We start from the raw sequence: 24661 nt of genomic DNA, 5'->3' as shown, positions 1-24661 counted from the left end.
GAGCTGCTGATATGGCAAGCATTATGGACGGGAAAAGACAGTTTCACATTCAGACGCTGCCGGACGAGGTCGGACGATACGTTATCCTGCCGGGAGATCCGGGAAGGGTCCCTAAAATCGCGGCGCTGCTTGACAATGCGGCGCAGGTAGCCCACAACCGTGAATACAACGTCTATACAGGCTGTCTTGACGGAGAAAAGGTGACGGTCTGCTCTACAGGAATAGGCGGTCCGTCAGCCGCTATCGCAGTGGAGGAGCTGGTCAAATGCGGCGCCGACACCTTTATCAGAATAGGCACCAGCGGCGGAATGGATCTCAAGGTAAGCGGCGGAGATCTGTGCATCGCGTCAGCGGCCGTAAGAGGAGAAGGCACAACAGCGGAGTATCTGCCTCCCGATTATCCCGCGGTTGCGGATTTTCAGGTAACCTCCGCCTTGGTTCAGGCGGCGCGGGAGCTTTCGGCGGACGAAACCGGAAAACGCTGTCATGTAGGCGTAGTTCATTCAAAGGACAGCTTTTACGGCGAGGTGGAGCCGGACGCTTCTCCGATGGCTTCAGACATAAAGCAGAGGTGGGAAAGCTATCTTAAATGCGGCTGTCTTACCTCCGAAATGGAATGTGCAGCGGTCTTTGCAGTATGTACTGCCAGAAAGGTGCGCTGCGGAGGAATACTTACCGCCCTCTGGAACGTTGAACGTTCAAAGGCGGGGCTTCCCGACAACATAACCTATGATTCCTCGCGGGCTATAAAATGTGTAATAAGCGCGATCAGAAGGCTTATTGCCGAGGACGGAAAGCAAAACGGCAAGCTGTAACTGACTGCTGCTGAAAATTATACAAACACAAAGCGGACGATCTGTAACAGACCGTCCGCTTTTTCATGCAGCTATTTATTATAGTAACTCCACATTTCCGTATGAACAGCGTCCGCCGCTCTTGCGACCTCCTGAAGTCTGGAAGCGCTTACGCGGTTGGTAAGACATATAAGCACATACGGGTGCTCCGCCTCTACCACGGCGGTATCGTGATGAAGCTCGTCCGTCCAGCCGCACTTGGAATATACGGTATACCTTCCGTTAAGACCGATCCTGAAATTGCTGGCGGTAGACGACGCCAGTCCGCCGCGGATAAAGTCGGCGTACCTTCCGCTGTAGATATAGTCATACATTCTGATCCACTCCTTGGCGGAATCCGCCGCGGAAACATATCCCCACCGCTGGCTGGCGCTCATTGTAGTTCTGCAGCCAAGCGAAGCTATGTAGTCGTTATAGCCGGAATATCCGAAATAATCCTGAAGCATATAATACGCGCAGTTATCGCTGTAGTCAAAGATATACTGCATACATTGCCTTATGGTAAACTGCGTTCCGAAGCTGTAGTTCTTGATTATTCCCGAACCGCTCGAGTAATCGCCGCTTCGGTAGGTCAGCTTGGCGTCCATTGAGGGGTAGCCGTCCTCCATCTCCTGCAGACAGTAAAGCATATAAGGCATTTTTACCGTACTGGCAGTTCCGAGGTATGACTTTGCGTTGTAAGCAACCAGTGCTCCGCTGTCAAGGTCAAGCATAAGAAAGCTTGCCGTTCCGCCTAATCCGGTAAGAGATTTGTATAGCCGGTTTTTCGCGCCGGAGGATATACTGTAGCCCTGACCGTTGGACACCGTTACCGAATAGGAATTACTGTATCCGTTAATTACCGAATCATAGCTCTTATCATTAAATACCCTGGACTTTCGCCATTCGGAGCATTTTCCGGCAATCCTGACATCGGGAGTTTCTGAAACCGCTCTCACCTTGATGTAATAGCTTTTTCCGGTAGGCAGCGCCTTTGTGGTAAGGCTTGTGACACTGCCGGAGCCTATTTCCTTTATAAGCGTTGAATTTCCTGTTTTCGCCGAATTATAATAAACCTGATATCCGGTAGCGTTTGGTACCTTGCTCCAGCTTATTTCCAGAGTTCGTCTGTCCGTCTCGGTTTTCAGATTTTTCACCTGAGAGGGCTTTGAGGAAAACTTCATTTTCACCAGCTGTCCCTCGTAGGTTTTCCAGCTTCTGACCTTAACTGCCTGAACCTTGTAGGCGTTCCTCTGTCCCGCCGCCCTGTCCGTAATTTTCAGCGAGGTTCCGGTTACTGTTTTCAGCTTTTTATAGCTGTTGGTCGCAGCGTCGTAGCGGTAAACTATATACTTGTCCGCGTTTCTTACAGCCGACCATTTAATAGTGTAGCCTGACTCGGTTACCGAAACCGCTCTCAAAGCTTTTACCTTGCCAGGATCGGTCGACGCGTAAATTTCTGACCATGTGCTGTAAAAGGTTCTGCTTCCTATCCTTTTGTAGCTCTGTATACGGTATTTAAGCGTAGTTCCCTCGCGCAGACCTCCCTGATTATGCCTTACGGTATCCGCTGAAAATATTTTGTAGGTTTCCCACACCTTCTTCTGGGAATTCCACTTCTGAAGCTTATAGCCGGAAACGCCGCTTACCTTATTCCATTCCAGTCTTACTACCGTAGGAGAGGAATTGGTGTTGGCAAAGCCGCTCGGAGCCTTAACCGACGGACCGGTAATGACAAAGGATCTGGTAAGTGTTCCGGTATATTCTCCCTTTCCTTTAATAATAATGACAGCCGTACCGATGTCCGTATTGTTACGGTACTCCACCGTATAATCGGAGCCCTTTATCAGATTTTTTCCGTCAAGACCTACGGCAACGGCAGGAGTTATCGCTTTTCCTGTATAGGTGTAAGCAGCTTTATATCCTACGCTGCATTTGGAAATATCTATAGCCTCAGGAGGGAGATCCTCCTCTTTAAGAACTTTTTCGCACCTTGTGCATTTAATATATCTATGACCCCAATCAGATGAGGTAGGCTTTTTATCGGTTATCCATTCGCTTTCGATATGACCAAGAGCCCCCGGATACTCATAATACTCGTCGCCGCAGCTGCATACATAATAATACTCGCCGCCGTTTTCACAACCAGGTTCAGTTATTGTAGTCTTGCTGTAGCTGTGAATATGCTCCTGCGCGTATGAAGTGACCGCAAGCTTGTCCGCAGTCAGAAAAACGGTTCCCGTCATCAGAACGGAACACAAAACTGCCGCTGAAAATCTGAATCTCATATCAAAACCCCCTTTTGTTCTTTTTAAAATTATAGCATTTTTTTAGGCGATTTTCAATAAAATCTGTATTCACATTTAATTTTCTGCATTTTGCATATATCTTTCTCATTTCAATTGTCACATATATACATATAAAAAACCGCCTCGGCTATCAGAAATCTGCTGATTTCATCAGGATTCGGCGGCGGATTCATTATTTTTTCTTTTTCTGAAGCCTTTCCCTTATTTCGGAAAGCGCCTCATTGAATTTTGCGGATCTTGCCGTAGGGTGAGCCAGAATAAAATCCTTTTTGAAAAAACCGATACGTTCGGTAAGCCTCTGCATATCGGCTTTCAGCTTTTCGATCTTCTCGCTTATGGCGGCAGCTCTTTCGGATTCCTCAAATCTGGCGGAAAGCTCTTCCCTTGATTTCGCAAGCTCCGCCTTTATATCTGTAATTTTAGCCAGCAGCTTGTTTACGTCAAGAGCGGTACGTACCGCATAAATAAGGTCGCATACGAAAACTGCTGTAACTGCGGACAGAACCGCCGTCATCAGCGCGCGGGACATTGAAAGCACCGCTTCCTCCACCGGCTTATGTATCACATACATGAGCAGCAGGGATAAAAAACCCCAGAACAGCGACGATCTCAGGCATATACGTCCTTTTAAATTGCATTTACGCTGGCTGTAATCCCAATATTTCATTTTCAGCAGACTTTCCATAAGCCAGCCTGTAAAATACTCCAGCGCGGTAGTTTCTACAAGTCCGAAAATATAAACCAGAACCGGGTTCTCCCGCACAGGCAGGCATATAAGCAGTATTATAACCGCGCCGAAGCCGTATATCGGAAGCATAGGGCTTCTGAGAAAGCCCCTGTTTACAAATTTTCTTTCATCAATAGAAACTATCGCCGATTCAATGCACCACCCTATGAAGCAATATATGTAAAAAAACATCAGCCATTGAAAAAAGCTGTATTCGTACATTCGGCACCTCCGACCCTTCAGGCATTTATCCCTCCATTTATTTCTGTTATTATAGCATTATACATGATAAAAGTCAACTGTTTGCAATTGTGTGACACTCTATACCGCGCCACGACGTCAACGCTTATTATGTCTGCAATTAATTTACAAATATATGCAGCCTGTCGTTAAAAACAAATCATTTTCTCAAAATAAACCTCGGTTTTTATATAATTTAAATATTTTTTTGAATTTTTTGTCCTTGGGTCTTGCAAAATGAAAATATATATGCTATACTATTTAAGGTGTTGAATTTCCGGGATGGGATTTCGTTGACAATTTTCAGGAATATGTATCGGAATGATTCGGGATTCACAGCAAAATCTATAAATTGCAAGGAGTAGTAGTTTTATGGAAATCAAGAACGAATATCTTGCCGGCGTATACGCACAGGTTGAAAAGCGCAACCCCGGCGAAAAGGAATTTCTCCAGGCTGTAAAGGAAGTTCTCGAAAGCTTTGAGCCTGTAGTCGAAAAGAGACCCGACATTGTCGAGGCCGGTATCATTGAAAGAATCGTTGAACCTGAAAGATTTATTCAGTTCAGAGTTTCTTGGGTTGACGACAACGGCAAGGTTCAGGTAAACCGCGGCTTCAGAGTACAGTTCAATTCGGCTATCGGACCTTACAAGGGCGGTCTCAGACTTCATCCTTCCGTATGCGCTTCAGTAATCAAGTTCCTCGGATTTGAGCAGATCTTCAAGAACAGCCTTACCGGTCTTCCAATCGGCGGCGGCAAGGGCGGTTCGGATTTTGACCCTAAGGGCAAATCCGACGGAGAGATCATGAGATTCTGCCAGAGCTTTATGACAGAGCTCTGCAAGCATATCGGCGCGGACACCGACGTTCCCGCAGGCGATATCGGCGTAGGCGCAAGAGAGATCGGATATATGTTCGGTCAGTACAAGAGGCTCCGCAACGAGTTTACAGGCGTTCTTACAGGAAAGGGTCTTTCCTACGGCGGCTCTCTGGCAAGAACAGAGGCTACCGGCTACGGTCTGTGCTATTATACAGACGAAATGCTCAAGTGCATGAAGAACGACAGCTTCAAGGACAAGACTGTTGTAATCTCCGGTTCCGGAAACGTTGCGATTTACGCTACTGAAAAGGCTACCGAGCTTGGCGGCAAGGTAGTGGCTCTCTCCGATTCAAACGGATATATCTACGATCCCAACGGAATCAAGCTTGACGTTGTTAAGCAGATCAAGGAAGTTGAGAGAGGAAGAATCAAGGAATACGTTGACCGCGTTGAAGGCGCCGAGTATCACGAGGGCTGCAGAAACATCTGGACCATCAAGTGCGATATCGCTCTTCCCTGCGCTACCCAGAACGAGCTTGACGGCGATTCCGCCGACATTCTTATCAAGAACGGCGTATTTGCAGTCGCAGAGGGCGCTAATATGCCTTCAACTCCCGAGGCTATTGAAAAATTCCAGGCCGCAGGAGTTCTGTTCGGACCTGCAAAGGCCGCAAACGCAGGCGGCGTAGCAACCTCCGCTCTTGAAATGTCACAGAACAGCGAAAGACTTTCATGGACGTTTGAAGAGGTTGACGCTAAGCTGAAAAATATTATGATCAATATCTTCCACAACTCATACGACGCTTCCAAGGAATTCGGCGTTGAAGGCAACCTGGTTGCAGGCGCAAACATCGCAGGCTTCCTGAAGGTGGCAGACGCTATGAAGTGGCAGGGCGTTGCTTACTAAAATTAATACGCTGATAATTATAGGCTTCCTGTTCGGTTACGTTCAGGAAGCTTTTTTGTACAAAAAATTTCTGTTGACAAAAGCATTGGAATGTACTATAATAATTACATAATGTAAACTTATAGTTAAATATTTATTAAAAAGGAGAGCGTTCAGATGAAAAGACTGCTGATAGGAATAACTTTGATAATGACTGTCATTACCGCTTTTGCCGGATGCGGAGATAAAAGTGAATCCGGAGCAGAGGAAAGCGAAAACACCAATACGGTTGAATATTTTGAAGAAAAGCTTAAAGGAACGTTTGAGGGAAGCAACGGGATCACCTATATTTTTGAAGACGGCAGAATAACCCAGCAAAGCGAAGACGACGGTGAAAAGACTGAAAAATCAGGGTCGTATAATATAAGCGAAGCCGATTCCGACAACGACGGCGAAAACGACTGCATAGCGCTTCGGTTCACTGTCAGCGGCAACTCTAATTCCTACACGCTTGAAGCTGACGGCGATAATATCGTACTGATCGAAGGAAGCAGAAAAACGATCCTTACCAAAAAGTAACGACAAGGCGCCGCAAATCAGCGGAAAAATCTAGGGGGCGTCCGAGGGGAAAATAACAGCTGTTGTAATCTGTACCGTACTGTGATATAATACTTGTACACGGCAGAAAGGCGGATCTGGATGAATAAAGCTCTGGCTCATTTTAAAACAATAACAAGGCACAGACATATGGTTATAAAGCACTGCTGGTATGCAGGTATTTTTCTTCAGGGACTAAGACACGACCTGTCGAAATACACGCCCTCCGAATTTATTCCGGGAGTTAAATACTATCAGGGAACCCGTTCGCCCAATGAGGGAGAGCGCGAGGATTACGGCTATTCCAAAGCATGGATGCACCATAAGGGCAGAAACCGCCACCATTTTGAATACTGGACGGATTACGACATAAACACCAAGCTGCTCACGCCGGTAAAAATGCCGATCAAATACGTCAAGGAAATGTTCTGCGACAGGGTAGCCGCAAGCAAAATATATCAGGGCGAAAACTACAGCGACGCTCACCCTCTTGAATATTTTCTCAGGGCAAAGGGAAAAAGACTTATTCACCGGGAAACCTCCGACTTTCTTGAAAAGCTGCTTACCATGCTGAAATATGAAGGAGAAAAGAAAACCTTCGCATATCTTAGGCATATCGGCAAATATTAATTTTATTAAATTTTTCTTGCCGTTATACTTGACAAAAAACGGATATCAGGCTATAATTAAAGGACAAAAAATAAATACTTTACAGGAGGATTTGCAATGGCAGTAAATTCACGCAGAAAAATGTTTACCAATCCCGCTATCTCCAAAATAGAACGCTTTGACGACGCGTTTTCAGGGGCTGAAACCGCAAGCTATAAAGGAATTCTGGCTAAGACCTTATACTTCCTTGCGGTTATTCTTATCGGAATGGGCGCTTTTTTCTATATTCACAATTACTTTGGTTCGCAAGGCTACACCGGCGTAGAGGTCGCAGAGGGATATTACGTTTACGCAAACGAATCGGCTATACTGTTCGGCGCGCTGATCGTAACCCTTATAAGCGGACTTGTAGCCTCGTTTGCCGTCGGTACAATACCGGTAACCGGCACAATCTACTGCGCCGGAATGGGATATGCGGTAACCTTTGTTTCATACACTTACGCCGCGGCGTACAGCGGTATAATCGTTGAGGCGCTGCTTCTTACAGTGCTTATTATCGGAGCAATGGCGTTATTATATACCTCCGGCTGGGTAAAAATCGGCAACGGCTTCAGAACCGTTGTTTATACCTGCCTGCTGGTTTCGCTTATCGGAGGAATTATCTTCTCCCTTATGCTCTGGCTCGCTCCCAACAGCGCAATCGTTGTTTCCATACTGAGGCTCCAGAACGGACCGCTCGGAATAGTCTTCGCGGTTCTCGGAGTTCTGCTGGCTTCCGCTCTGCTTCTGACAGATTTTGAAACGATCGCTCAGACGGTTGAGAACGGATTGTCCAAAAAATACGAATGGTACTGTTCCTACGGACTTATGGTCAGCGTTATATACCTGTATCTCAAAATCCTTGAGCTGCTTGCCAGAATACAGAATTCAAAGAAATAAACTTTATAATTTATCAAGCGGACGGTTTTCCCGTCCGCTTTTTGTTTTTGAACCTTTTAATATAATACAAGCTGCCGCTTTCATTAATTCACGCCGGGAACTGATTTGTATGCAAACCGCTTCTTATATATTGACTTTAGAAGGAAAATGTGCGATAATAAAAGTAATAATGATTTCAAAGGAAAGGAAATGTTTATGAAAAACATAGGCTTTAATTTAATGTATCCTTTTGAAATTCTGCTTGACGTGCGAGTCTGAGGCTTAACAGCGGATTTTACGTCTAAGACTGAAAATGAAAGGATTTGATAATATGAAAAAAGAGCTTTCAAAGCTTTACGAGCCCTCGCAGGTTGAGGACCGGATTTACAGCTTCTGGCAGGACAATAATTACTTCCACGCTGAGAGAGATTCACAGAAAAAACCTTACACTATCGTGATTCCTCCTCCAAACGTTACGGGACAGCTTCATATGGGTCATGCGCTGGACGAAACCTTGCAGGACATTCTTATCCGCTGGAAAAGAATGAGCGGATATTCCGCGCTGTGGCTTCCGGGAACCGACCACGCCGCGATTGCTACCGAAGCCAAAATTGTAGAGGCAATGCGCAAGGAGGGTCTTACGAAGGAAGATCTGGGCAGAGACGGCTTTATGAAGCGCGCCTGGGAATGGAAGGAGCAGTACGGAGGAAGGATCGTTGAGCAGCTGAAAAAGCTGGGTTCCTCCTGCGACTGGGACAGAGAACGCTTTACTATGGACGAGGGCTGTTCAAAGGCGGTAAAGGAAGTATTTGTAAAGTACTACGAAAAAGGTCTTATCTACCGCGGAGAACGAATGGTAAACTGGTGTCCCAAATGCTGCACTACCCTGTCCGACGCCGAGGTTACCTATGAGGATCAGCCGGGACATTTCTGGCATCTGCGTTACCCCGTTAAAGACGGCTCAGGCTATGTTGAGCTTGCAACTACCCGTCCGGAAACCCTGCTCGGCGATACTGCCGTAGCGGTAAACCCCAACGACGACAGATATAAGGACATAGTAGGAAAAACTCTGATACTTCCCCTTGTAGGTAGAGAAATACCCGTTGTTGCAGACGATTATGTAGACATTGAATTTGGTACGGGCGTAGTTAAGATAACTCCGGCTCACGACCCTAACGACTTCGAGGTAGGAAAGCGGCATAATCTGCCCGTTATAAACGTTATGACCGACGACGCCAGAATAGTCGACGACTATCCCGATTACGCCGGAATGGACCGCTATGAGGCGAGAAAGAAAATTGTTGAGGACCTTGATAAGGGCGGCTACCTTGTAAAAACTGAGGATCACGATCACAATGTAGGGACCTGCTACCGCTGCGGCACTACCGTAGAGCCTAAGGTTTCAACTCAGTGGTTCGTTAAAATGAAGCCTCTGGCTCAGCCTGCCATCGACGCCGTAAAGAACGGAGAAACAAAGTTTGTTCCCGAACGCTTTGAGAAGATATACTTCCACTGGCTTGAAAATATCCGCGACTGGTGTATTTCCCGTCAGATCTGGTGGGGACATCAGATTCCCGCGTTCTACTGCGACGACTGCGGAGAAATGGTCGTTACCAAGGAAGACGGCGCAGCTTGTCCCAAGTGCGGAAAGCCTATGCGGCAGGATCCCGACACGCTGGATACATGGTTTTCCTCCGCCCTGTGGCCGTTCTCTACTCTCGGCTGGCCTGATGAAGAAGCCGAGGACTACAAGTACTTCTACCCTACCAACACTCTTGTTACAGGATACGATATTATCCCGTTCTGGGTTATGAGAATGATGTTCTCAGGCATCGAATGTACCGGAAAAGCGCCTTTCGATACGGTGCTTATACACGGTCTGGTAAGGGATTCGCAGGGCAGAAAAATGTCAAAATCGCTCGGCAACGGTATAGACCCGCTTGAAATTATAGATAAATACGGCGCCGACGCGCTGAGGTTTATGCTTGCCACCGGAAACGCTCCCGGAAACGATATGCGCTTTATCGAAGAAAAGGTCAAGGCAAGCAGAAACTTCGCCAACAAAATATGGAACGCCGCGAGATTTATTATGATGAACCTGCCCGACGGCTTCAAGGCGGAAAATCTGCCTGAAAAGCTTTCCGTTGAGGACAAATGGATCGTTTCAAAATTCAACACGCTTGCAAGGGAGATCAGCCAGAATCTCGAAGCGTTTGAGCTTGGCGTTGCGGTTCAGAAGCTTTACGATTTTATCTGGGACGTATACTGCGACTGGTATATCGAGCTGACAAAGCCGAGAATTTCAGCAGGCGGCGATACCGCGCTGACCGCTCAGACGGTTCTGGTCTGGGTAATGAAAGGTATGCTCAAGCTGCTTCATCCGTTTATGCCCTATATAACCGAGGAAATCTGGCAGGCTCTTGTAAACGACGGCTCTGCCATCATAGTAAGCGACTTCCCTGTCTATGACGAAGCGCTCTCTTTTACTGAGGACGAAGCGGAATTTGAAAAAATAATCGCAGCCATCAAGGGGATTCGCGCGACGCGAAGCGATATGAACGTTCCTCCGTCTGTTAAGGCTAAGGTTTACATCGAAACTGCTCACGCTGAGATTTTCGAGGCAGGCAAGCTGTTCTTTGAGCGTCTTGCCTCCGCGTCCGAGGTTGAAATTGCAGACAAGTGGGAAATTCCCGACAGCGTAACGGTTGTAACCGACGCCGCAAGAATTTTCATTCCGCTTTCTGATATTGTAGACGTTGAAAAGGAAACGGCTCGTCTTACAAAGGAGAAAAAGGCTGTGCAGAAGGACCTTGACTTCCTTAACGGAAAGCTTAACAATCAAGGCTTCCTTGCAAAGGCTCCCGAAAAGCTTATAGAAGCCGAAAGGGCTAAGCTTGCAAGGGCTCAGGAAAAAATGGCTAAGATCGAAAAATCAATATCGGCATTGAGCGGCAGATAAACGCGCGAAATATAAAAATACAGCCTCCTATGAGATCTGTCATAGGAGGCGTTTTTTGACGAGCTGCGGACAGGTATAAATGTTTTTTGTCTGTATTTCTTGACTAACGGACAGATATAGGTTAAACTAAATGTATGAAAATATAATCTGCCGCAAAAGGAGAAAGCTTATGACGACCTATGAAAAGCTGATAAAATGCTATGAAGGTGTAAAATCAAAAATAAACTTCAACCCGGAAATCGCGCTGGTACTAGGCTCGGGGCTGGGCGATTTCGCTGAAACCGCCGTGGATATACATTCCGCTCTCGACTACTCTGAAATCGAAGGCTTTCCCCGTTCCACCGTGGAGGGACACAGAGGCCGCTTTGTTTTCGGATATATAAACGGCGTTCCCTGCGTCGTTATGCAGGGCAGAGTTCACTATTACGAGGGATACCCCATGTCTGACGTAGTTCTGCCGGCAAGGCTTATGTCAATGATGGGCGCAAAGGCGCTTTTTCTTACCAACGCCTCGGGAGGGATCAACGCGGACTTTTCAGCCGGAGATTTTATGCTTATCAAGGATCACATCTCCTGCTTTGTACCCAATCCGCTTATCGGAGAAAATATTGACCGGCTCGGCACCCGTTTTCCTGATATGAGCAAAATATACTCTCCGGAGCTGAGACGTATTATCAAGAACACTGCTTCCGCTTTGGGAATCGGACTTCAGGAGGGTGTATATCTTCAGCTTACCGGCCCCTCCTTTGAATCTCCGGCGGAAATAAAAATGCTGAGGACCTTCGGAGTGGACGCCGTGGGAATGTCCACCGCGGTAGAGGCTATCGCCGCTAACCATGCGGGAATGCTTGTCTGCGGTATCTCCTGTATTTCAAATCTGGCCTGCGGTATGACCGATAATCCTCTGACTCATGCGGAGGTTCAGGAATGTGCGGACAAGGCGGCTCCCAGCTTTAAAAGACTTATCTCGGAAAGCATAAAAAACATATCCGTCTATATTAATTCAGACAAATGACAGACGGCAGCCAAACAAAGCCTGTAATCGGTACTGCTCAAACCAAAAGAAAGGAAATATGCTCGCTATACCGAGCATTGCTGAAATTATGATTTATAACGAAAACGACAGCGTAAGGCTTTCGGCAGATGAAAAATCGGTGGTTATAATAGATCAGACTCTGCTGCCGGGAGAGAAAAGATTTATTTCGCTGAATAACGCACAAGAAATTTTTGAGGCGATATACCGTCTGAAGGTAAGAGGCGCTCCGGCTATCGGAATATTCGCAGGCTATGCTCTGTTCGTGCTGACCTGTCAGATCAAGGACGATGAGGATTTTTTTGCAGAGCTTGACCAGACCGCGGATTTTCTTAACTCCTCACGCCCTACCGCGGTCAATCTTTCCTGGGCGCTGAACAGGGTAAAAAACGCCGCTTTAAGCTGCGGAAGCCGCAGACGCGAAGATATCCTGAAGGCGATGAAGTCCGAAGCGTTAAAAATCCATCAGGAGGACATTGAGGTATGCCAAAGAATGTCCCGCTACGGACTGAGCCTTATAAACGACGGCGACGGTATCCTTACCCATTGCAATGCCGGAGCGCTGGCGACTTCCCGCTACGGAACAGGGCTGGGACCGCTTATTTACGGCGCGGAAAACGGCTATAATTTTCACGCGTATATTGACGAGACCCGTCCGCTTATGCAGGGTGCAAGGCTTACGGCATATGAGCTTATGAATGCTGGTATAGAATGTACGCTTATCTGTGACAATATGGCAGGGCTTGTTATGAGTCAGGGAAAGATACAGGCCTGCTTCGCGGGCTGCGACCGCGCCGCGCTTAACGGAGACTGCGCAAATAAAATAGGCACCTCCTCTGTTGCGGTTCTGGCGGATTATTATAAAATTCCGTTTTACATATTCTGCCCCACGTCAACTATCGACATCGACTGCAAAACCGGCAAGGATATAATTATTGAAGAAAGAAAACCGGAGGAAATAACCGACCTGTATTTCGACGGGCAGATAGCCCCTCAAGGCATAGAATGCTACAATCCGGCTTTTGACGTAACGGATCACAGTCTTATTACTGCGATCATAACCGAAAAAGGCATAATAAGGCGCGGAGAAGCTCTGGAACAAATCATATCCGCCGAATAAAAAAGCCCCGTCAGTTCATTACAGAACCTGGCGGGGCTTTCAGCGAAACCGAAAGCTGTATCAATCAATTCCAAACTCTTTTGCATATCTGATAATTCCATGAATATCCGGTGCGGTCTCATTTATTTTATACGCCATAAAGTTCTTGCCTGGAACGTCAAACGGAGGCTTTATACCATATATAGCTGCCGGCAGATAGCCGAATTTGGAATAATATTTTTCGCTCCCCAACACAACCGAATATCCATAACCTAATCGCTTTGCAATTTTGTGTCCTTCTTTTATCAGAGCCGCTCCTATTCCTTTTCTTTGATATTCCGGCAGAACAGACAGTGGCGCTAACGCTAAAACCGCATTGTTAATGACCTCTGCTTGTGTGAACATGATATGTCCCGCAATTTTCCCATTTATTTCAGCGACCAATGATAATTCGGGAATATACGCCTTTCCTTCTCTTAATGCCTTTACCAGATTATGTTCATTCCCGTCAGTATGTTCCGCACTATCAAATGCGCTTTTTACTACAGAACAGACAATTTCATAATCTTTTGCTTCTTCTTTTCGTATAAGCATAAAATTCTACCTCGTCAAATTCTTATTTATCAATCTAACTTTCTGAAATTCCTGTATTTTCAAAGCGTTTCGGCTGTTTTGTGTTCAAGCCTTATGTATTTTCCTTGTTTTTGACATTATATAGCGATAGAAATAGATAAGCCTGTATGAAAACCGAATAAAGCAAGGTGAATGAACTACGATAGGCTGATACCGCTACTCAGCCCCCTTGAGATACTCAAGTATCTCCTCCGCGTTGGTATCCGGCTTCACCTTCGGCATAGCCTTTTCAATTACTCCGTTTTCATCTATTATATAAGTGCTGCGCACAACACCCATGCTTACTTTGCCGTACAGCTTCTTCTCCTTCCATACGTCGTATGCCTGAATCGCCTTGAGCTCGGGGTCGGAAAGAAGAATAAACGGAAGCTTGTGCTTGTCTGCAAATTTCCGATGAGATTCGGCGCTGTCCTTACTTACTCCGATAACCGCCGTATTCATCTGATTAAATTTTTCATAGCTTGCCGCAAAGGCGTTCGCCTGACGGGTACAGCCCGGAGTATTATCCTTGGGATAAAAATAAAGTACTACCTTTTTTCCCGCGAAATCTGATAACGATACTTCATTTCCATCCTTGTCCTTTAATGTAAAATCAGGCGCCTTTGTTCCTGCTTCCAGCATTTTTATCCTCTCCTTTTAAAAACACATATTTATCTTGCGCGGAATACTTCTTATTATAACCGTATCCCATAGCGTCAAAATATTTGATATTCTCCGAATCGGCCACATTATTTTCCGCCAGCCATCTGACCATCTGTCCCCTCGCCATTTTACAAAGCGTCCCTTTTTCAACGACCCTGCCGTTTTTCAATTCGCCGAAAACGCAGGTAATAACTCTCACGCTTTCAGGCAGCTTCGTAGTCACAGCCCTGCTGTATTCCTTTGAAGCGAGGTCAATAATAAGCTGCGTTTCAGAAGCAAGCTGCCCCGCAAGCTTATCTCCCCAGAAATCATAAAGATTCGTATACCCGCCGACAGACAGCTTTGCCTGCATTTCAAGGCGGTACGGCGTTACTCCGTCAAACGGTTTCAGTAACCCGTAAAACCCGGACAGAATACGCAGTCTTTCCTGTATATAATCGAAATGACTATATTCAAAGACCCCGGGAGCCATATACTGATATTGGATACCTTCGTATGAAAGCACCGCCGGCGTTAAATTCCGGTAGAGGTCCATTGTACGCAGACGCTCCGTATTAAGCTCAGCGATAGAGTCGCCGCACTTCCAAAGCCGTTGCAGCTCTCTATCGGAAAGCTTCTGCAGCGCTTTCAGAAGCCGCTCGGTCTGAGGAAGAAACTGCGGCATATCTTCCCACGGCAGACTGTCCGTATCTATCCTCATCTTTTTTGCCGGAGATATTATTATTCTCATTCCCGCGCTCCTGCTTCTGTTATTTGCCTGCTCTGGAACGATACCATGATCTTATCAGCTTTCCGCTTTCGGTAAGCTGAGATGTTCCGCTTTTTATTGCCTTCAGATTTGTTCCGCTGAGAAACGCCGACGCTGTTTCCGATTTTCCGCAGGCGCTCCAGTTAATATAGCCCACATTCTTTGAATCCAGCAGGCTCAGCCAGGTTTTCGTCTGCGAAGCGTTGAAGCCGCCGTTTCCGGAAGCGTCGCAGGTTCCGAATTCGGATACAATCACCGGCAGTCCGCTGTTGTAGCAGGTTGTAAATCTGGATCTGAGCCAGTCGGTATGAGTATTAGCATAGAAATGCAGCGCATATACGCAGTTTTTATCCGAAAGCCTGTTTCCTATAACCTGATCTATATCCTGACTCCACGTTCCAGTTCCGCAGATTATGATAGCGTCCGGATCATACTTTCTGATCGTTTTGACCAGCGTATTGCAGTATGATTTTATCTGTCCCGTCCAGGTAACGCCCCCGTTTGGCTCGTTGCAGATCTCATAGATAACGTTGTTATAATCCTTGTATTTTTTGGACATTTCGGTAAAGAACGCAACCGCCTCCGATTGATGCTTCTGCGGATTTCCGTCCTGCAGGATATGCCAGTCTATAATTGCATACATTCCTAATGAACGAGCGTTTTCTACTCCCTGATTGACCTTTGCCTTTGCCTGAGAAGCGTAGGAGGAGCCGGTGGTATAGCCTCCCCATTCCTCGGTATACATAGCCATCCTTATGGTATTGACGCCCCAATCGTCACGAAGCACCTTCAAGCTTTCCTTGGTAAGTATGTCGGAAAAATTTTCCCACATTATCCCGTGAGTGGACATTCCTCTTATCTGGAACTTTGCCCCCTTCATATTGACTATATTTGCTCCGCTTACAGAAAGGGGACCGTTCTTTGCCAGCGGCGACGAGCCTAACATTCTCCTTACATATCCGCAGGTTCCGGCGTTGACCCTCCCTTTCGTATCGGTTCTGTATGCTCTTACCTTAAACTGATACTCGGTATTGTTTGAAAGACCGCTTACTCTGTAGGTAGTGGTATTTACATCTCTGACGGTAGCTATCTTCACCCAGCTTCCCGATTTATACTGAAAAACCTGATACCCGTTTCCGGTCTGCTTTGTCCAGTTAAGCCTTACCGCGCTCGTCGTCTGAGAGGTGGAGGTTATCGTTACCGCCTTTGACTTTGTAGAGGTATACTTGGCTTCGCTTGCCTCGCCCCAGTAATTTGTGCCGTTTACCTTTTTATACGCCTTGACCTTGTACTGATAAAGCGTTCCGGAGCTTAGTCCTGAATTGCGGTAGGTCGTAGTGCTTCCGCTGTGGATCGTCGCGATTTTGACCCAGTTTTTTCCGTTATAACGGTACACTCTGTAGCCGGAAGCCCCGCTTACCTTGTTCCAGTTGATACGAACAGCGTTTGTAGTACACGAATAATCAGCCTTGACCGTGACCTTTGCCGGAGTATAATCCGCCGCCGAACAGATCACAGACGAAGGCTGAAAAATATTACTGCCGCTGTCCGCGCCTTGCGCATATCCCATAACGGCAGCCGCGGCCGCGGCGGAAAGCATAAATGCAGTGAGCTTTTTTACAAAATTCATAGATACACTTCCTTTTTTGAATCAGGACGTTCCTGCGTCTTTAAAGCGGCTGATAACTGCTCTTGCCGAATCGGAAGCGGTTCAAGACATATGTTTCCCAGCCGGATATTTATTATATAATTATAGTATATCACATATTATTCATTATGTAAACAAAAAATATTGTACGCAATTAAGAAAAAAGTGCATAAAATAATCGCTTTTTGAATGTGCAATCTGACTATGAAATATATCGGATTCAGGCAAAGGACTGTTCTTAGCATGGAAGAACACGTCTTTAAAACTGAAATTGACTCTCTTGCTTCATAAAACCGCGGGATTGACGAAAAAGAACTGCTGTGCTATAATAAAGAAAATCAACGAAGCGGAGGAACGTTCTATGAAAAGATTCTGCGCATTTTTGCTAAGCGCATTGATAACGATTACGGCGGCGTCCTGCGGATCGGGAGCTGATAATTCCAAAAGAGATTCAGCTTCTTCCAAAGAACAAGGATCATCTGTTCAGCAGGAAACAGATCCGTATGCTGAAAAGAAAGCCGCCTGCGAGCTTAACGACGCCGGCTTTGACAAATACATATCAAATACTCCGGTAGCTACCGGCAACAATTATGTCGTAAAAAGCGCGGACAAAATAACCTACAGAGCCTATTTCCCGGCAGAGGAATACGGCAAGCTTGAATACTGCTTTTATTTCTCCAATACCGTAGACTCAACCTACAGCAAAGGAAATGACGCCTATGTCGGAAAATCAGGAGGCGAGTACACGATAGAAAGCGCCTTTATTGCCGACGGAGGAACCGGAACCGAAGATGAAATCACAAATAAAACTCAGGTTCTTTTCGGCGGCGAGGAATCAAGGGAGGTCAAGTCTGACGAGGCGTTCTGGAGCGATCCGGTGGGATTCGATCTGCCTGAGGGACATTATCTGGTTTGGGAATGGACTTTGACGGGTGAAAATATCCCCTGTACCTATATGTCAAATCTTACGTCGTCTACAGCAGACGAGGACGGCGAGGGAGAATTTGTTTACTGCGACCAGATCCCCCTTCCCCAGCTTATCGGCGCGGAGCGAGAGGTTAAATGCAATATTGCGGCAATAGGCGATTCGATAACGCAGGGCTGTCAGACGGAATTTATGGCTTATGAATTCTGGGCCGCGGGAATTTCACAGCTGCTCGGAGAGGATTACGGCTTCTGGAACTGCGGACTAGGCTGGGCAAGAACAAGCGACGCCGCCGAATGCGGAAACTGGCTTGCCAGAACGAAAACCGCGGACGTCGTTATCGTAGCTTTCGGAACAAACGACATCGTTTCAGGAGAATATGGCGCGGAGGAAGGAAATACCGCGAAAGAGATCGACGCCTATCTGAGAGTAGTGCTTGACGTTCTGAAAGACGCCGGCTGCCAAATCATAGTTTTCAACGCCCCTCCCGAGGACTACGGCGAGGAGCTTGAAACGGTAAGAACCGAATATAACGAGCTTGCCAGAAAGACGGCTGAGGAATACGGAGCGGAATATTTCGACTTTGCTTCTTATCTGAGCAGTCCGGAGGATCCGTCCGCGGCGCTTTACGGAGGACATCCTAACGGAGAGGGCGGAAAAATCGTAGCTGAACAATTTGTTGCAGCATATAAAGCAATGCTTGAGGAGAATTGAAGATATGAATAAGAACGTAAGCCTGAACAAGGACGAGAACGTTGTGAAGCGGATACGCGAAGGACTGAAGCATACCGGCGGCTACTGCCCGTGCAGATTGCAGCGCAGCGAAGATACAAAATGTATATGCAAGGAATTCAGAGAGCAGATAGCCGATCCTGATTTCGAGGGATATTGTCACTGCAAGCTGTATTATAAGTCAAAAGCCTGAAACGACATTGCAGAGCGGAAAGTCTGCAAATCTGTCAGTAAAGCATAATTATATAAAAACCGCACAATGTCTGAACGACCTGTGCGGTTTTGCCTTACTCAGCGTAAAATTAAACTACGGTCTGGATTTAAGCTCCCTCAGTAGTTCGCCGCAGCGCGCGTATATGCGCTTCGGGTCTTCACCCACATTAAATTTCCCGTTTTCATAAAGAACCTTTCCGGCGCACATCGTAAGCTTTACATTCTGCTTTGAACCGCTGTACACCAGATTTTTCACTATATTGTTTTCAGGCTGCATATTGGGCTGCGAAAGGTCTATCACTATAAGATCCGCCTGACTTCCCTCAGAAAGCTCAGTACAGTCGTCAAGTCCCATAGCGAGCGCCGAGCCCTTCACCGCCGCGTTCAGTACAAAATCCGCCGGACAGGCGCTGGCGTCCGCTCTGTCAATTTTCTGAAGCGCCGTCATAAGGAACATTTCCCTGAACATATCAAGACAGTTATTGCTGGCAGGTCCGTCGGTACCGACCGCGATATTAACTCCCTTTTCCCTCATTCTGCATATCGGAGCTATTCCGCTGGCAAGCTTTGAATTTGAACCCGGACAGGTTACCGCCCACACGCCGCGCTTTTTGAATATTTCCATATCGTTATCGCTGAAATGAACGCAGTGAAAGCCTGCTCCTCCGTAGTTGTATATCCCCAGAGCCTCAAACAGCTCGGCAGGGGTTTTTCCGTATTTCTGAATACACTCCGCTACTTCCTTCTGGGTTTCGGAATTATGGACCGACACGGGAGCCTTGTATTTTTCGGCAAGCTCCGCCACGCCCTCCATCAGCTCGTAATCAGCGGTATATTCAGCGTGAAAGCCAAGCCGATAGGTTACAAGAGGGCTGATTCCGTTAAAGCGTCGGTAGTTTTCCTCAAGGCGCTTTACCGCCGAGCTGTCGCCGCTTATCGCGCCGCACATTACCGTTCTGAAGCCGCATTCGGTATTGGCTCTGAAATAATCGTCCAGCTCAAAATACATATCGAATGAAGCGGTTATTCCTGAGGTAAGATATTCCAGAACCGCAAGCTTTGAAAACCAGTAAACATCCTCGCCGGTAAGCTTGGCCTCCATAGGAAACACCTGCTTGAAAAGCCAGTCCTGCAAAGGCAGATCGTCCGCATAAGAGCGCAGAAAGGTCATCGCAGAATGGGTATGAGCGTTTTTGAAAGAAGGCATGATCAGATTTCCTTCAAGGTCATACTCCCTTTCAAATACGGCGCTTTTTATCATCTGGTCAGACGGCAGACCAACAAATGCTATTTTCCCGTCCTGCACCCAGACCTCTTTTTCTTCTGCTTCAGCAGACCCGTTCATATCCAGTACTCTGCCGTTTTTAAATCTTATCATAGCCTCTGCCTCGTTTCATTTTTTATTAGTATTAAAAGTATTATATCATATTTTTTCACTTCATACAAGCGGCGGCAAGAATTTTGCGCTTAAATTCCCAGATAAATTTCAAGGCCTCTTAATTATGCCGTAATCATTATAAATCGCTGTATTTCGGACGTCAAACCAGCTTTCTCTTGCTTCAGGACAATAATTTCTGAAAAAAATGAAAAAAAGTATTGACAACGGGTAATAATAGTGATATAATATATGAGTACCTAAAAGGGATATAGTTTATATCGCGGAGTGGAGCAGTTCGGTAGCTCGTCGGGCTCATAACCCGAAGGTCGTAGGTTCAAATCCTGCCTCCGCAACCATATCGCATAAAACCACGCGAATGCGTGGTTTTTCTTTTTATACACGCTCCGCGCAAACAAATAAACCTCTAAAAAACACGGCAGGACTTTTACGTTCCTGCCGTGTTCCTTTATATAGATATATCTATTTACCTACCCTGCTTACCTCTCTTTTTGCTGTAAGCTGTCATTCCCGCCAGAGCGGTTCCGCCTACAAGTACAAACGCAAACAGAAGTACAGACCTGTTATCTCCTGTGTTCGGAGATTTGTCGCCGCTTGTGCTGGAGCTGGAGTTTGAATTTGAGCTGGAACTGTCATTTGCAGACTCTGCTTTGCTGTCGCTTGCCGCTGTTGATTCTTCACTGTCGTCCAACTGCGAGCTTTCGGAATCAGCCGCGCTGCTGTCATCAACCGTGCTGCTCTCGTCGTCCGTGCTGTCGGTTGCGGAAGAATCATCCGGCAATTCCAGAGCCGGGATCTCAACCGCTTCCTTAGCGTAGCCGCAGACCGTGCATTCCTCATGCTTTGAACCTGCAACTCCGACTTCCGCTTCCTTATCTGTTATCCATTCAAAGGTATGAGCTTCTTCTGATATCTCTCCGCAGGAGCCGCACTCGTGCCAGTGCTTCTCCGCGTCATTTTTCCACCCGGCTTCATAGCTGTGCTCGCCGCTTGCGATATTGGTGTATTCTCCCGACGGCTTTACAGCTTCACATTCATAGGTACATTCCTCTGTTTTATACACCGCGTAATGCCCATTATTCAGAAGAGGTAAAGCGTCAGCGTCGCCCATATCAATATTCTGATACCATACGGGCGCTTCAAGCTGTTCACCGTTCTCGCCCTGATTATTCAGCAGCCAGCATACCTCTCCGGAAGCAAACTGAGCGGAGATTTTTGATACAGCTTCTCCGCTGCCTTCTCCGATTCCTGTAGAATAGCTTGTATAAAGATAGTAGCAGTTGCTGATGGTTACAGCATTATTTCCGCAAACTCCGCCGACATAATTATTTCCGCTGATCGTTCCTATGTTGTAGCAGTTGCTGATAGCGCCGTATTCAACATTATCTCCGCTCACGCCGCCAACATAATTACCCTTTCCGCTGACTGCGCCTGTGTTATAGCAGTTGCTGATAGTTCCATAATTGCCTGCGCTCACGCCGCCGACATAATTGCCATACTCACCATTTGCAATGACTGCGCCTGTGTTATAGCAGTTGCTGATGATTGAATAGCTTCTGTCATTATTTCCGGACACGCCGCCGACTCTATTACCTCCGCTGACCGTGGCAATATTATAGCAATTGATGATGCTTCCATCATTACCTCCGCAAACTCCGCCGACATAATCACCAACATCTGAGATCAAGCCGTCGACATACCTACTTTCTCCGCTGACTGCGCCTGTGTTATAGCAATTGCTTATAGTTGCATATTCATAATCATTACTTCCGCACACGCCGCCGACCCAAGCAAATCCGCCGACCGTTCCTGTGTTATAGCAGTTGCTGATGATTCCTTCCATATTACTTCCGCACACGCCGCCGACATCAAAAAATCCTTTTACATATGAATCAACAACTCCGACGTTTTGTATTGTACCATTATTGTACCCGAACAAGCCCTGATCATTAGAATAATCATTGTTGAGATAGATACCACTGATCGTTTTATTGTTGCCGTCAAATGTACCGGTGAAGATTTTATCGTCCTCATCGTTGCCTATCGGCGTCCAGACTCTGAAACCGCTTCCGTCGCCGTTAAGCTCTCCGTCCGCGGTAAGAACGTTCTCGTTGATAACGATATTGTCCATAAGTCTGGCGTTTATACCTGCATTTCCGCCGTTCACCTGCTCGGCGAACCAGTAAAGCTGATCGGCGGTATATATTTCATAATATCCGTCAGACGATAATTCCGGTTCTTCGCCCTCCGCCCATGCTGTTAAAGCCACGCTTCCGGCAGGCACAAGCCCGAGCAGCAGACTGAACGTAAGCAGCAATCCTAAAATTCGTTTTTTCATTTTCATACGTCACTACCCCTTTACAAAAAATCCTTTTCAAAAACACCAATAAACATATACGTTTACAACTATTTGTGAATTTTTCATAAGATTTTTTAATAATTATATAAATAAGTATACTTTAAAATTAATATAATGTCAAGGATTATATAAAGATTTTGCCAGTTTTTATGCGCCATTTTATGTAAAGTTTTTGTGAACGCAAAGCTTTTTTTGGCGGATTTATTAGTCAGACCGCAAAAGGAAGCTAGCTTACCCTTTACCGCGAGAGCGCCGGAGGACAAGTCTGGGTTCCCATATCTATCACGTTTTTTAAAAGCAAAAACTTCTGCCTGTACGTTTTGTACAGGCAGAAGTCAGCTGTAAAGTTAGGAAAGGAAATTTTTGCACAGAGGAAATACCTTGCTGTACATATATCGTATAGAGGACGTTAAACGGAATAACCTGACTATTACTCCGGCGTCCCCCTAACGGGCCTTTGGTAATATCCGCTTATTCTTTTACAGAGCCTGAAACAAGGCCGCTGTAAATATATTTCTGCAAAAACAGAAATATCACAAGCGTAGGAATAATACAAATTATAATTCCCGCAAACACTACCTCCCACTGAATGGTCGTTTCATTCATAAGCTGATACAAAGCAGTCGATACGACCGAAAGGTCTTTATCCTGCATATACAGCTGAGGAGTGTAGAAATCATTATATATGCTTACGAACTTTATTATAAGCACTGTAGCTATCGCAGGCTTCAGATTCGGCAGAATGATACTGAAATATATTCTCGGATAAGAAGCTCCGTCCATTATCGCGCTTTCGTCAAGTGAAACGGATATCTGACTGAGGAACTGAATGAATATGTATATGGATACTATATCCGTTCCCACATAGAGAATTATCGGAGCCCAGATCGTGTTGTAAAGCCCCATTTTATTAACTATCTGAAACACTGTGACCTGCATTGAGATATTGGGAAGCAGCGTAGCAAGAAGAAACGCGCCCTTTACGAATTTTGTGAAATAGGAGCTGAATCTCTGAACCGCAAACGCCGTCATGGTTCCGGTTATTATAGAGCCGACGCAGGATACGATTATAATCAGCGCCGTATTTTTCAGACTTCCTATAATATCCTTGGTGTAAAGCGCCGTTCTGAAATTATCCAGTCCGAAGCTTTCAGGGAGCGTAAATACCGTGGTATTGGCAAGCTCCTTGGAATCCTTAAACGAACCGAGCAGTATTACGGCTATCGGAACCAGAACTACCAGACAGCATACGATAAGAACAACATATTTTAAAACGCTAAGTATCATACTTCCTATATATAAGGGTCTGTCATTCGCTTTTTTCATTATCGCTTCGCCCCCTTACGCTGTTTTCCTTTCGCGGGACGGTCGTCGTTTTCACGGAAGAAATATTTCTGGATCAGCGTTACGATTATAATTATAATAAGGAGTACTACCGCCATTGCCGAAGCAAGTCCTACCTGTTTTTTCTTGAACGCTGTTTCGATGGTTTTTATTACAAAGGTCGAGGTTCCGTAATTTCCGGAGGTTATGATATACGGAATTTCAAATACTGAGATCGCTCCCTTGACCGCCAGTATAAGCTGCAGCGAAATGATCGGCTTGATACTCGGAAAAACGATATACCGGAATCTCTGCCACGGATTTGCTCCGTCAAGATCGGAAGCCTCATACAGATCCGAGTTTATCGACTGGATGGCTCCGATATACATTATAATATCGAAGCCTATGTATCTCCATACCGAAACGAAAACCAGACAGCAGTTGGCAAGCCACGGACGCGCCGGATCAAGCCACATTACTGGATCAAGTCCGAAAAGTCCCAGCACGCTGTTCAAAGTGCCCTCCGGGCTCAGCCCCTTCTGTCCTTTGAGGAAAAACCGCTGGAATATGATCGACACCGCGACTCCGTTCATCAGATAAGGGAAAAACAGAATTCCCTTGAACAAGCCCTTCGCCCTGATTTTTGAACACAATATCGAAGCAAGCAGCAAAGCCAGCGCCTGCTGGATAAAAGAACCCGCTAGATAGTATAAACTGTTTTTAAAGGTGATGAAATAATCAGGATTTGTAAATATAGTCTTATAGTTTTTCAGACCGACAAATTCAGGATTGACTCCGAACTGATCTCTTTCCTGAAAGCTGTATCCGATCATGTTTGCGGCGGGTATAAACGTAAACAGTACCAGCAGTCCTACCGGAATTATAAGAAACAGTATCGAGGTATAGAATTTCTGTCCCGAATAAGATTTGCTCCAGTTAATAAATCCTGACCTTTTATTCTTTTTCGTCACCGCAGAGCCTCCTTTTGCCGATTTACGGCAAGCTGTAATTTTC

At 46.2% G+C, this 24661-nt stretch carries 20 protein-coding genes and 1 tRNA gene; 11 read left to right on the top strand and 10 right to left on the bottom strand.

What is annotated here, in order from left to right:
- The first annotated feature begins 11 nt into the window (after positions 1-11).
- Entirely contained in the window at positions 12-815 is an 804-nt protein-coding gene (locus EIH25_RS09455) for a nucleoside phosphorylase (protein ID WP_124100814.1), read from the top strand.
- A 71-nt stretch (positions 816-886) separates the two neighbouring features.
- Here the strand turns inward: EIH25_RS09455 and EIH25_RS09450 are convergent, their stop codons facing one another.
- Positions 887-3121, bottom strand: a complete 2235-nt coding sequence (locus tag EIH25_RS09450) for a serine hydrolase (protein ID WP_124100813.1) — start codon at positions 3119-3121, stop codon at positions 887-889.
- 193 nt (positions 3122-3314) lie between these two features.
- A complete protein-coding gene (locus tag EIH25_RS09445; protein WP_124100812.1) occupies positions 3315-4091 on the bottom strand; it encodes a putative ABC transporter permease in 777 nt (258 codons plus the stop codon).
- A 390-nt stretch (positions 4092-4481) separates the two neighbouring features.
- Between EIH25_RS09445 and gdhA the strand changes: the two genes are divergently transcribed.
- The 7 genes from gdhA to mtnA all read left to right on the top strand — a co-directional run bounded on the left by gdhA (position 4482) and on the right by mtnA (position 13049).
- Positions 4482-5834, top strand: coding sequence for an NADP-specific glutamate dehydrogenase (gdhA, locus tag EIH25_RS09440; protein ID WP_124100811.1), 1353 nt, complete (start codon positions 4482-4484; stop codon positions 5832-5834).
- Between the two features lie 156 nt (positions 5835-5990).
- The gene (locus EIH25_RS09435; protein WP_124100810.1) at positions 5991-6392 is read left to right on the top strand and encodes a hypothetical protein; all 402 of its coding nucleotides are present in this window, start codon (positions 5991-5993) and stop codon (positions 6390-6392) included.
- Between the two features lie 120 nt (positions 6393-6512).
- On the top strand, positions 6513-7040 hold the full coding sequence (locus EIH25_RS12625) for a DUF5662 family protein (protein ID WP_243113142.1): 528 nt from the start codon (positions 6513-6515) through the stop codon (positions 7038-7040).
- A gap of 96 nt (positions 7041-7136) precedes the next feature.
- Positions 7137-7958 (top strand): Bax inhibitor-1/YccA family protein, encoded by an 822-nt coding sequence (locus EIH25_RS09425; protein ID WP_124100809.1) that lies wholly within the window; start codon positions 7137-7139, stop codon positions 7956-7958.
- Positions 7959-8268: 310 nt separating this feature from the next.
- The gene (locus EIH25_RS09420; RefSeq protein ID WP_124100808.1) at positions 8269-10896 is read left to right on the top strand and encodes a valine--tRNA ligase; all 2628 of its coding nucleotides are present in this window, start codon (positions 8269-8271) and stop codon (positions 10894-10896) included.
- A gap of 169 nt (positions 10897-11065) precedes the next feature.
- Positions 11066-11911, top strand: coding sequence for a purine-nucleoside phosphorylase (locus EIH25_RS09415; protein ID WP_124100807.1), 846 nt, complete (start codon positions 11066-11068; stop codon positions 11909-11911).
- Positions 11912-11999: 88 nt separating this feature from the next.
- Entirely contained in the window at positions 12000-13049 is a 1050-nt protein-coding gene (mtnA, locus tag EIH25_RS09410) for an S-methyl-5-thioribose-1-phosphate isomerase (RefSeq protein WP_243113140.1), read from the top strand.
- A gap of 60 nt (positions 13050-13109) precedes the next feature.
- Here mtnA and EIH25_RS09405 read toward each other — a convergent pair whose 3' ends face one another.
- The 4 genes from EIH25_RS09405 to EIH25_RS09390 form a co-directional block, all read right to left on the bottom strand.
- A complete protein-coding gene (locus EIH25_RS09405; protein WP_124100805.1) occupies positions 13110-13622 on the bottom strand; it encodes an N-acetyltransferase in 513 nt (170 codons plus the stop codon).
- Positions 13623-13817: 195 nt separating this feature from the next.
- Entirely contained in the window at positions 13818-14282 is a 465-nt protein-coding gene (gene bcp / locus EIH25_RS09400; RefSeq protein ID WP_124100804.1) for a thioredoxin-dependent thiol peroxidase, read from the bottom strand.
- Positions 14254-15033: a peroxide stress protein YaaA gene (gene yaaA / locus EIH25_RS09395; protein WP_124100803.1), complete on the bottom strand. Its 780-nt coding sequence runs from the start codon at positions 15031-15033 to the stop codon at positions 14254-14256. Before yaaA ends, bcp begins: the two co-directional genes overlap by 29 nt.
- A gap of 19 nt (positions 15034-15052) precedes the next feature.
- On the bottom strand, positions 15053-16681 hold the full coding sequence (locus tag EIH25_RS09390) for a cellulase family glycosylhydrolase (protein ID WP_124100802.1): 1629 nt from the start codon (positions 16679-16681) through the stop codon (positions 15053-15055).
- A 379-nt stretch (positions 16682-17060) separates the two neighbouring features.
- On the opposite strand from EIH25_RS09390, the gene EIH25_RS09385 reads away from it, so the two are divergent.
- Together EIH25_RS09385 and EIH25_RS09380 are read left to right on the top strand one after the other, a co-directional pair.
- Positions 17061-18338, top strand: coding sequence for an SGNH/GDSL hydrolase family protein (locus EIH25_RS09385; RefSeq protein WP_124100801.1), 1278 nt, complete (start codon positions 17061-17063; stop codon positions 18336-18338).
- Positions 18339-18342: 4 nt separating this feature from the next.
- The gene (locus tag EIH25_RS09380) at positions 18343-18549 is read left to right on the top strand and encodes a ferredoxin-thioredoxin reductase catalytic domain-containing protein (RefSeq protein ID WP_124100800.1); all 207 of its coding nucleotides are present in this window, start codon (positions 18343-18345) and stop codon (positions 18547-18549) included.
- 114 nt (positions 18550-18663) lie between these two features.
- Here EIH25_RS09380 and EIH25_RS09375 read toward each other — a convergent pair whose 3' ends face one another.
- Positions 18664-19947, bottom strand: a complete 1284-nt coding sequence (locus EIH25_RS09375) for an amidohydrolase (protein WP_124100799.1) — start codon at positions 19945-19947, stop codon at positions 18664-18666.
- Between the two features lie 279 nt (positions 19948-20226).
- Between EIH25_RS09375 and EIH25_RS09370 the strand changes: the two genes are divergently transcribed.
- Positions 20227-20303: transfer RNA gene (locus tag EIH25_RS09370), tRNA-Met, on the top strand.
- 128 nt (positions 20304-20431) lie between these two features.
- On the opposite strand, the gene EIH25_RS09365 is transcribed toward EIH25_RS09370, so the two are convergent.
- The 3 genes from EIH25_RS09365 to EIH25_RS09355 form a co-directional block, all read right to left on the bottom strand.
- Positions 20432-22309, bottom strand: a complete 1878-nt coding sequence (locus EIH25_RS09365; RefSeq protein WP_124100798.1) for a GLUG motif-containing protein — start codon at positions 22307-22309, stop codon at positions 20432-20434.
- A 486-nt stretch (positions 22310-22795) separates the two neighbouring features.
- The gene (locus EIH25_RS09360) at positions 22796-23650 is read right to left on the bottom strand and encodes a carbohydrate ABC transporter permease (RefSeq protein ID WP_124100797.1); all 855 of its coding nucleotides are present in this window, start codon (positions 23648-23650) and stop codon (positions 22796-22798) included.
- Complete coding sequence (locus EIH25_RS09355) at positions 23650-24618, bottom strand: sugar ABC transporter permease (protein ID WP_124100796.1); 969 nt, start codon at positions 24616-24618, stop codon at positions 23650-23652. Before EIH25_RS09355 ends, EIH25_RS09360 begins: the two co-directional genes overlap by 1 nt.
- Between the last annotated feature and the right edge of the window lie 43 nt (positions 24619-24661).

The organism is Ruminococcus sp. Marseille-P6503 (assembly GCF_900604945.1).
Lineage (GTDB): Bacteria > Bacillota > Clostridia > Oscillospirales > Ruminococcaceae > FB2012.
The sequence above is the reverse complement of the archived record's forward strand: the minus strand, read 5'-3'. Positions and strand labels throughout refer to the sequence as shown.